Origin of the sequence: Clostridium culturomicium (assembly GCF_000821305.1) — a bacterium.
Classification (GTDB): domain Bacteria; phylum Bacillota; class Clostridia; order Clostridiales; family Clostridiaceae; genus Clostridium_J; species Clostridium_J culturomicium.
The window spans coordinates 1-9,321 of the sequence record NZ_CCXK01000008.1 but is presented as its reverse complement, the minus strand read 5'-3'; the positions used below and the strand labels follow the sequence as shown (position 1 = coordinate 9,321).

9 protein-coding genes are annotated in these 9,321 nt (G+C 30.1%); 7 read left to right on the top strand and 2 right to left on the bottom strand.

The window, feature by feature from the left end:
* The 3 genes from BN1075_RS21850 to BN1075_RS21325 all read left to right on the top strand — a co-directional run.
* Positions 1-952, top strand: a 952-nt coding sequence (locus tag BN1075_RS21850; protein WP_040191080.1) for a hypothetical protein, incomplete at its 5' end; no start/stop codon positions are given.
* A 580-nt stretch (positions 953-1,532) separates the two neighbouring features.
* Positions 1,533-2,240, top strand: a complete 708-nt coding sequence (locus tag BN1075_RS00565) for a hypothetical protein (RefSeq protein ID WP_040191079.1) — start codon at positions 1,533-1,535, stop codon at positions 2,238-2,240.
* A 366-nt stretch (positions 2,241-2,606) separates the two neighbouring features.
* On the top strand, positions 2,607-2,780 hold the full coding sequence (locus BN1075_RS21325) for a hypothetical protein (RefSeq protein ID WP_156132708.1): 174 nt from the start codon (positions 2,607-2,609) through the stop codon (positions 2,778-2,780).
* Positions 2,781-3,129: 349 nt separating this feature from the next.
* Here the strand turns inward: BN1075_RS21325 and BN1075_RS00560 are convergent, their stop codons facing one another.
* A complete protein-coding gene (locus BN1075_RS00560) occupies positions 3,130-3,822 on the bottom strand; it encodes a hypothetical protein (RefSeq protein WP_052406318.1) in 693 nt (230 codons plus the stop codon).
* 445 nt (positions 3,823-4,267) lie between these two features.
* Between BN1075_RS00560 and BN1075_RS00555 the strand changes: the two genes are divergently transcribed.
* Complete coding sequence (locus BN1075_RS00555) at positions 4,268-4,906, top strand: recombinase family protein (protein WP_040191078.1); 639 nt, start codon at positions 4,268-4,270, stop codon at positions 4,904-4,906.
* A gap of 243 nt (positions 4,907-5,149) precedes the next feature.
* On the opposite strand, the gene BN1075_RS00550 is transcribed toward BN1075_RS00555, so the two are convergent.
* Positions 5,150-6,376: a hypothetical protein gene (locus BN1075_RS00550; protein ID WP_040191077.1), complete on the bottom strand. Its 1,227-nt coding sequence runs from the start codon at positions 6,374-6,376 to the stop codon at positions 5,150-5,152.
* 539 nt (positions 6,377-6,915) lie between these two features.
* On the opposite strand from BN1075_RS00550, the gene BN1075_RS00545 reads away from it, so the two are divergent.
* The 3 genes from BN1075_RS00545 to BN1075_RS00535 form a co-directional block, all read left to right on the top strand.
* Positions 6,916-7,452 carry a hypothetical protein gene (locus tag BN1075_RS00545; RefSeq protein ID WP_040191076.1) on the top strand — a complete coding sequence of 179 codons (537 nt, stop codon included), beginning with the start codon at positions 6,916-6,918 and terminating at the stop codon, positions 7,450-7,452.
* A gap of 1,218 nt (positions 7,453-8,670) precedes the next feature.
* Positions 8,671-8,946 carry a type II toxin-antitoxin system TacA family antitoxin gene (locus BN1075_RS00540; protein ID WP_040191075.1) on the top strand — a complete coding sequence of 92 codons (276 nt, stop codon included), beginning with the start codon at positions 8,671-8,673 and terminating at the stop codon, positions 8,944-8,946.
* Positions 8,947-9,114: 168 nt separating this feature from the next.
* The coding region (locus BN1075_RS00535) for a hypothetical protein (protein WP_040191074.1) at positions 9,115-9,321 on the top strand (207 nt) is incomplete at its 3' end.

Sequence of the window (9,321 nt, the reverse complement as noted above, 5' to 3'; positions counted from 1 at the left end):
GTTTGATGAAATATATAAGGAACTAGAGAGAATAACTGGAGAGAAGCCAAGGAAGGTTAGTCAAGGGATTTATGTAAACAATGAACTTAGAGAAGCTGGCTTTACAAAAGTTCAACTAACGAATAAGAAAATTAATAGTAAGTATAAATATAACTTCATGCAAATAACCATAACTTTAAATCCAGTTAAGCTTCTGAGGGGGAATAAACTCGATGTAATAGAACTGGATCGAGTAGAAGAGTTCAAAGAATTATTCGATGAAGAGGTGAAGAAAATTCATGAGAGCCTACCACGTTTAGATTATTGGGTGATAAATAGGATTGACTATGCAATTAACATCAATACTCCTTATGTGAAGGAATATATAAAGTTATTTCAGAGAGCAGACAAGCCACGAAGCTTCAAAGAATTGTATTGCAGCCATGCTAAAATTAGAAAACAGAAGGAGGGGAGCTTCTATCTTTACAATGATAGTGTAGCCATAAACTTCTATGACAAGGAAAGTGAGAGATTAAGCCAAAACTTTAACTTAGATGGGGCAAAGGACTTGTTAAGGCTTGAGGTTCAATGTAAGAAACCTAAAACCAATAGTATCAAGACAAAAGAAGGATTTGCTACCAGGCATTTGAAACATTATCTAAGCCAGGATTTAAGTAGCGAGATACTAGATCATTATTATAACAAGACAATAGGCACTGGTGATTACTACAAGCTTACAGAAGCTATTAAAATGGTCAAAGAGAGTAAACACACATCTAAGACACAAGAGAAGCTTATAGGGGTGATGAAGGCTGTCAGTAAGCATAGGAGTATATGGAAAGCTAGAGAGCAAAGTGAATATAATCCAAGTTGCTTCAATCTATACTTAAAGAAGATTAGAGAATTAGGAATTAATCCAGTAACAATTCCATTGAGATGGGAGATAAATAAATTAAAAAATTTAATAGGCTAATTTATTTAAAAAAAAATTAAAAAACAGATGGAGCTATTATGAGTGCTACATTTCTTTTTTTAATACACAGGCATTAGATGATTTTGTTCCAGTGGAAAAAAGAAAGGATTTAGTTGAAACATATGAGAAAGCAAAAATTAAGAGGGTAGTAGTGACAGATAGTGAAGAAGAGGTGTGTGAGATCTTTAAAGCTAAATATAAATAAGTTAAAAGAGAAAGAATCAATCAAGATTAATTTCTAGGTAGCTCTTAGAAATTAAAATAAAGGATATAATAGATAAAAGGAGCAGATTAATTAATCTGCTCCTTTTATCTATTATCAATTAACCCTTGGGTTGCACTTATACTTAAATTCATCAAAGTCAAGCTTATCACCAGTTCTAATCGTATCGAAATACTCCGTGTTTTTATCAAAAACGTATATGTTATTACCTTAATCCAACTCAAAGAACCAACCGTCTATTGTAATTTTATGTGTACTTACATCTCTAAAATATTTACATTTTATTGGAAATATGTTAGAATTAAAATAAATTGAAATAAATTGAAATATTTTGTTTAAAAATGGGGGGTAATTAAAATGAAAAAAGGTAAAAAAATTATAGCTATCGGATTATTTTTATGTTGTATCATGTCATCTAATATTGTAGCGTTTGCAAATGATTCTTTAACCGTAACACCAAATAATAATATGTATAGCGCAAATGATGGAAGTATTGATATTAATAATCCTGATGCATCAACAATTATAAGTGAAGTAATGACCTTTGATGAATTAGCTGAGGATATGGCTAAAACAAAAAATATTACTAAGGAAAAAGCAGAATCATTAATAATCAAGAGTAGACTTAATGCAAGTACTATTAGAGATGAAAATGGTAGACTTAGTGAAGATATTCTAGTTAGTGCGGAGAGAGCTACATATAGAACAATAACCCAATATGTAGCTGCTGAGGTGACTTCATATAAGCCATCAATAAAATTCTATTGCCAAACAGATGAATGGCCAGGAAGTAGCTTTAGAGCAATAGAGAAAATCTTAGATGTAACTTTAAACACAATATCAGGTTCTGTATCAAAGGTTTTTAGTGGTAAAATTTTCACTCATTTAGAAACAGCAAACAGAATATTCTATAGAATATCTGGTCATTTTTACAATACTGGATCATCGACTGTAAGTGGTGGTGCAGAGCTTAATTTAGGAGAGAGTGCTACACTTTCTTTTTCAGTATCAAGTACTACAAGTTATTTTTCAGCAATATATAGAGAGGGATATACGTATTTTTAAATAAGGTGTATATTTTATGAGTAATATAATAACAAAATACATTAAGTTTTTTATAAGTATAATTATGAGTATTTTAATTATACTTGCACCGATTATCATAACACGGATGACTTTTTCAACATCTATGTTAACTTTTATGGGAGAATTACTTATTGCAGATTTAATACTAAGAGTTATTTGTTTAGTAATAGGTCTTTTGAATATTCAATATTCTCTCAGATACTTATATAAGTAAAAGTTTTAATCATTATAAGTTTTTAAATAAAAATTCCAATGTGACATAGTACTGTTACATTGGGATTTTTATTTTTGTGGAATGAATAATTATCTACATTCTTCCTTTATGAAGGTTGATAATATAGATCCATGAAATGGCACGTTTCTCGTTTGCAAGAGTATGAAAAAGTGGGGTGCATCAATGGCGTTTGCGTGGTATTTACAGAAGAACTTAATGGGTTATGTGAAGGGAGTGGAGAAAGAGCAGATATGGAAAGATTTCAAATACAGAGATTAATCCTGCAATGCCCATTTAAATCATAATTTAATTCAAAGTGAACTTTTAATATCTATATCCACGAGTAAAAAACGTGTGGAAGAGGTTAGGAGCAATTCAAGAGGATAGAAAAATTCAAAAGTAGATTATTCAAACATAATTACAGTTCCAAAGGAACAAGCTCTTATTTTGGAAAAAGAAAAAACGAAAGAATACTTTAAATTCAGTACAAGTAAAGCTAAAAGAGAAAAAATAATGGGACACTAATATACTTTTTTATACTATGCTTAATATTCTATATTAAAAGTATAGGCACGTTATACTTTTGTAACCAATAACGTGCCATTGTATGGAGCTGCAATTATAATAGCTAAGCTACCATAAATATTTCTTTTTCTAGAAGTTAGTGGTTCCGTTAGTACTGACTGATTTATATACTCCTGATGAACCACCAGATATTGAATAATTAGCAGATTGACCTGGAGTTAAGTTAACGGAATAAGAACCACCAGTGCCTATATTTACAAAATTACCTTTTATTGTCCAAGATATTCTATTGGCAGTTTCAAGCTGTACCAGACCACTACCGATAAAACCTTTAGAAAGACTACCATAACTACCATTTACTGTTACTGTAAGTAGTCTATCTATAGCTCTAAAGCTACTACCAGGCCATTCATCTGTTTGGCAGTAAAATCTAATAGATGGTTTATATGATGAAGTAACATTTATAGTACTACTAAGTGTTCGATAAGTAGCAGCTCTAGCATCTAATATGGTTTGTGATCTTGACGTACGAGTTGTTGTATCAATTGTATTTATAAAATTAGATTCAATTTGAAGGGTGGCTTGTTCTTCTGAAATATTATTATCTTTTGCGAATTCAGATACCATTTCATTAAAAGTTAACACATCACTTACTACTGTGGATGAAGAATCTAATGAAGTAGTACCAGTTATATTTTCATTTGAAATACTATCTAAATTGTTAAGTTCTATATGAGTATCTGTTGCAAAAACGGTAGTTCCAGATACAACTATCATGCTTAATGCCAAGGCTAAAGATGTTAAAATTCTGTTTCTTTTCATTATAAATACCCCCTTGTAATATATATTCAATGAAATTTTATCATAATACTACATTTTATTCAATAAAATACAATGTTTAGAAAAATAAAATATTTTATGTAAATTATAATAGTGTATTTCCATTTTAATAATTTTAAAGTTAGGTAAAAGGACAAATTACTATGCCACGTTTAAATACTCTAAGATTTTTTCAATAGGCTTTCAGTTTTTAGCAACATCAAAAATGAAAAGTTTTGACATACATTTGTTATACTCTTTATTTATTTCAAAAGGTGTACCTTATGCAACGAATAGAGAGATAAAGGAAACAGTAGCTTAAGAGCCAATAAATGGAGTTTCAAAAGGTTAACAAATGAGTTTTGAAATGTTTCAAAATAAGTGTTGATCTTTTGAAACAGATTTGGTATTATGAATACATCGGATAAAACAAACGGAGGGAAACAAAATGAAAAACAAGGTATTTGGATATGTAAGAGTAAGCACTAAAGAGCAGAATGAAGGAAGACAAATAAAGGCTATACAAGATTATTGCAACAATACAAAAATTGAAATAGAAGAAAGAGATATCCTAGTAGACAAGCAGAGTGGTAAGGACTTTAACAGAGAAAAATATCAGATGTTAAAGCAGATGGTTCGAACTGGAGATATAGTTATTATTAAAGAGTTAGATAGATTAGGAAGAAATAAAGCTGAAATTAAAAAAGAGATAGAGTGGTTTAAAACTAATGATATCGTGTTAAGAATACTAGATATACCAACAACTTTAATGGATTTGCGCCAATATGATAGTGGAATGGCTAAGGCTATGATGGATATGATAAACAATGTACTTATAGAGGTGTTAGGAACTATTGCAGAAGAGGAAAGAAATAAGATTAAGAAAAGACAAGCTGAAGGAATTGAAGTAGCAAAAGCAAAAGGAAAGCATTTAGGTAGACCTAAGACAGAGTTTCCATCAGAGTGGGAAGAGTATTATATTAAGTGGAAATCTGAAGAGATTACAGCCACAAGTATGATGGAGCAACTAGGATTAAAAAGAAATACATTTTATAGATTAGTTAAGAAGTACGAAGATGGAAAATAATTTTCATCTTCGTTTATTTTATATGTGTAAATAGATTATTTGAAGGTAATATCATAGTGACAATAAAATGTGAAGGCTGGTGATTAGAATGAAATGCAAGTGCATAAAAAGAAGACAAATAAATTTTGCTATGTCAGAATGTATAGTGTGTGGAAGGCGATTTATAAAACGCATCAAAAACTATAAAGAGAAGCTATAAGCTTCTCTTTATAAAATATGCATTTAAAATTATTTTAAATAATTTTAAATAATTTTAAATAGATAATCTGCATCTTCAAATAATTCTTCTAAATATTTTCCTTTTGTTAAAGGTATTTTGTAACATTTTTCACTAGTTGAAATGAAATTATAACCTTTATATTCTGGATACATGGAATATAATTTATTTAGAATACTGCTAACTGTAGTTTCTTTATATGGTTTATTAATCACATTTTCTTCGAAATATCTAGTTGATATACTCCTTGTTCCTAAGTTGTTTATTGTGGATGATATAATTACATTTTCACGTGACGGATGCTTACTGTAAAAATTGGCCTTTTTTCTTATTTCATCTAAAATTTTCTTTTTGATAGGAGCAAATAAAGAATATCTATCAATAAGACTGCTTATTTCTTTTTCGAAATTTTCAAATGGTTTCAATGTATATTTAATATCAATCAGCCTAAAATCGTCCCTAGGTATAAATTTTAAGTAAGATACTATTCTACGTAGATCATCTTGATTTATTAAAGCTTTGGACGGGCTTTTTTCAATAATTTTATTTGTTATAGCGTCATAGATTTTGCTAGTTTCTTTAGGACTATAATCTTTAATGCGTAAAGAGTAAAAAACCTCTTCAATAGCTTCTAACATTGGTTTAGGATATAATCCCTTAGGTAGATTTAAATAACGTTCTAATTTATCCCAATCATCACAAGGGGAAATATCATTATATACTATAGAATTTAAACTTTTATTTAGGCAAACATCTATGCGTGAATACATATCAGCAATTAGTGGATATGTAGTTGAAATTAAATTTTTAGATAATATTTCTTTTAGGTGCCGTATAAAATATTCTTCATCAAGGCTATTTTTAGACTCATGATAATCAATATTGTTATAAGCTAGTTTATAAATAGAAGAATCATTTAGTACATTTTGCAACTTTAGTTTAATAGTATCTATATGTATGAGATGCATTAAAATTTCTTTGTTGTTATCTTTAAGTTTTAAATAACAATCATTAAACAGTTTATGAGATACACGTCGTATATCGCAACGTTCTATAAGTTCTATTTTATAGGTTTCTGCGAACTTTAATTTTGATGAAGTTAACATTTTGTTTAGTTCACTTTTGGTACCTATGCCTATCAGTTCTTCAGTTGTATAGTCATAATATGTAGGTTCCTCTCTCCAACCAGAATTATCCCAACCAGTCTTTCGATAGGTAGCTATTAGTTTATAAAATTCTAGAATTTCTTTCATAGCAAGCTCCTTTACAATTAATTAATAATAATACAATTATACCAAAAACAACCTATTGGTAAAATAAACGCAGATATGCTATTTAATTAATAAGTGATAATATTGCAAAAGTAGCTTTCAAGGGTTGAAGTTAAAGGAATATTTGAAATGAATCTGTTGATGGAGTAGTTATGAATAAAGTTTATGGTTATTATACAGTTAATTAATAAGTCTTCTTTTCTACTTTGATGTTTTAGGAAAATAGAAAATTAAAACATAAAATATAAAACAAGAATTTTATTGCGTCAGATTGACACTATAAGGCGTGGGAATGGGAAAGATGAAGTTATGGTGGATTAGATACTTAAAATTAATTGTGGGGGATTCTAAAGGTGATATAGTAGGCATGAAAATATATTAGCCGGAGAAGAACAAGTTAATCATTAAGTATAGAGTTTTACGAGATGCAAATAGTTCACAAAATGTTGATTTACAAACAATCGGGGAGTAATATTATAAGTAATATCATATGTAATATTATAAATCGGTAGGGGGATGCTATGAGAAATATTAGTAAAGAGAATTTAGTTGAAGAAGTAGAATATATAAATAAACATTTAAGACAAAAGAAGAGAGGCTTTAAGAAGATAGCTTTGGAGGATTATGATAAAAATGATCAGGAGTTGATACAAGTTCTAAAGGAATTGGGATATACAAAAATTAAAAATCAGTTTGTATCGGATGAGTGTAACATAGAAGTAATATACCCTGTGCGACAGATTGAAATAACAGATGTTGAGGGTATTACATCTGTTACCGAAGAAGCTTTTAAAAAAGATATTAAAGGTGGAGCCTTAGACGTTTTAGATAGTATGGATATAAATAAATTCGTCAAGTTGATTAATAACATAGATGATATCTTAGAATTGATTCCACAGAAAAGGGATGGAGTAATTTATAAGAGTGGTAAAAATGAAGTTAGAAGTATTAGAATAGATTTAGGTCTATATGAAGAGATAAAGGCTAGGGCTACAGAGCGAGGCACAACAGCAACTGAATTATTTAATAAGGCACTAGAAGAGTTTTTAAGCAAGTAATTAAGGGTACCAAGGTACTCTTTTTTTTATTGGTATCTATCTAGGGTTATCGCATTATTTGAGAAAAAATAAACTTTAATAACCATGCGTTTGGGGTAAACATTCTTATGGATCCATAGAGTACAGTTGGCATTTGATGAATAAAAATATTTAGCAATGAACATTGCAGCCTTTAAAAAAAGACGAGAAAAAACTCTAAAAACGGAACAAAATTACCTTTACAATTTGGGTTGATTCAAAAAAGTACTTTTAGATTTTTACATTTAGGTAGAGCATGACATATAATTCATGTGAAAAGGCTAAATTAAAAGAAAGATATTTACATGATATGGAGAATAATGTAGAATATAACCATATCAAAACAAAATAAAAAGTCCTTCAAACACATTTCAAAGTCGGCAAACTAAGAAATGTTAGGAACTATCAAGGTACGGCAATACCAAGAGAGTAATGAAGAACTTCTGAAAAGTAACTCAATCTAGGTTATATAACACACATACAACCAAGGAATAAAGCTACTTTATAAATTTACTATATTCAATTTATGTATTGAGTATAACGAATTAGAGAAGAATTTTCAAGCCTTTTAGTGTATAGCTAGAAGGCTTTTTTTATTGCAACATATAGAAACTTAGAATTAACTTAATAAATACCTAATTCAAGGGAGTTTTTAATCTGAAAGGTTGCTATTCACCTTTTAAATATGAATAGTAGTGGGACAAGCCATACAACCACTTAAAAGAAGAAGAAAGGTGAGTTCAGCCAATGCAGAAAGTGAACCTCCACACAGTAGTCCTAGTCCTTATCTTTAGGCGTGTGGGTTTGAGCGTGGTGACAACGTAAAGGTCAGGAGTGGGAGTTCTAGGAGCATAAGTGCTCGGGAACCAGTAGCAGAGTAGCATTAGGATAGAACCGTAATGTAGAAAGCTAGTGGGTGTTTACACGTAACAGATAAGGTGCAGAAGAGCGATGCGACCGATATAAACGGTTTAGAAAGCTGATGTAGTTACTTTCTTACGATAGTCTTATGACTATTTGTAAGGGAATAACTGCGTCTTCACTCAGCTCTCTCAATTCCGGTTTAGTTTATTCCTTCGGGGGTAATAATCAAAGGTTTTGTTGAAAAATATTTGTGGGTACAGAGTTAGACAACCTTTGCAAAATCAATATGTTACCTTTGTTACATGAGTAAAATTTAAAGGTATGGAGTGAATTGATGTGGGTACAGATACCAAGAAGAATGAAACTATAAAGATTAGGGTAAGCAAGGAGCAAAAGGATTTGTTTAAGTATGTTGCAACACAAAAGAATATGACTTTAACAGAATTACTTATTGTGGGCACAGAAGAATTGATAAATAAAGAGAATCTGAAGAGCAAAGAAATTGAGATAGTAACTCCAAGGGTGGAGAGGTTAGAAAGAGAATTTGAGATTATTAAAGCCAGGATGGAAGACAGGAAGCAGGCAACTAAGAAATTTAAGTGGCATTGGTGAAGCCAGGCATTTAAATAAAGCATGAAAAAATATTAAAAAATAATAATTTAACACCTTTAGATGGTAGGTAATACAATGGTTTGAAGGAACAAAACAAGAAACAAAATAACGTATCATTTTTTACATTTGAGAAACCCATTGCGAATAATAGGGTGGAGAGTGATAAAAGTGATACACACATTAACGATAACAAATAGGATTTTAAGTCCTAAGGTGTTTGATGAAATATATAAGGAACTAGAGAGAATAACTGGAGAGAAGCCAAGGAAGGTTAGTCAAGGGATTTATGTAAACAATGAACTTAGAGAAGCTGGCTTTACAAAAGTTCAACTAACGAATAAGAAAATTAATAGTAAGTATAAATATAACTTCATG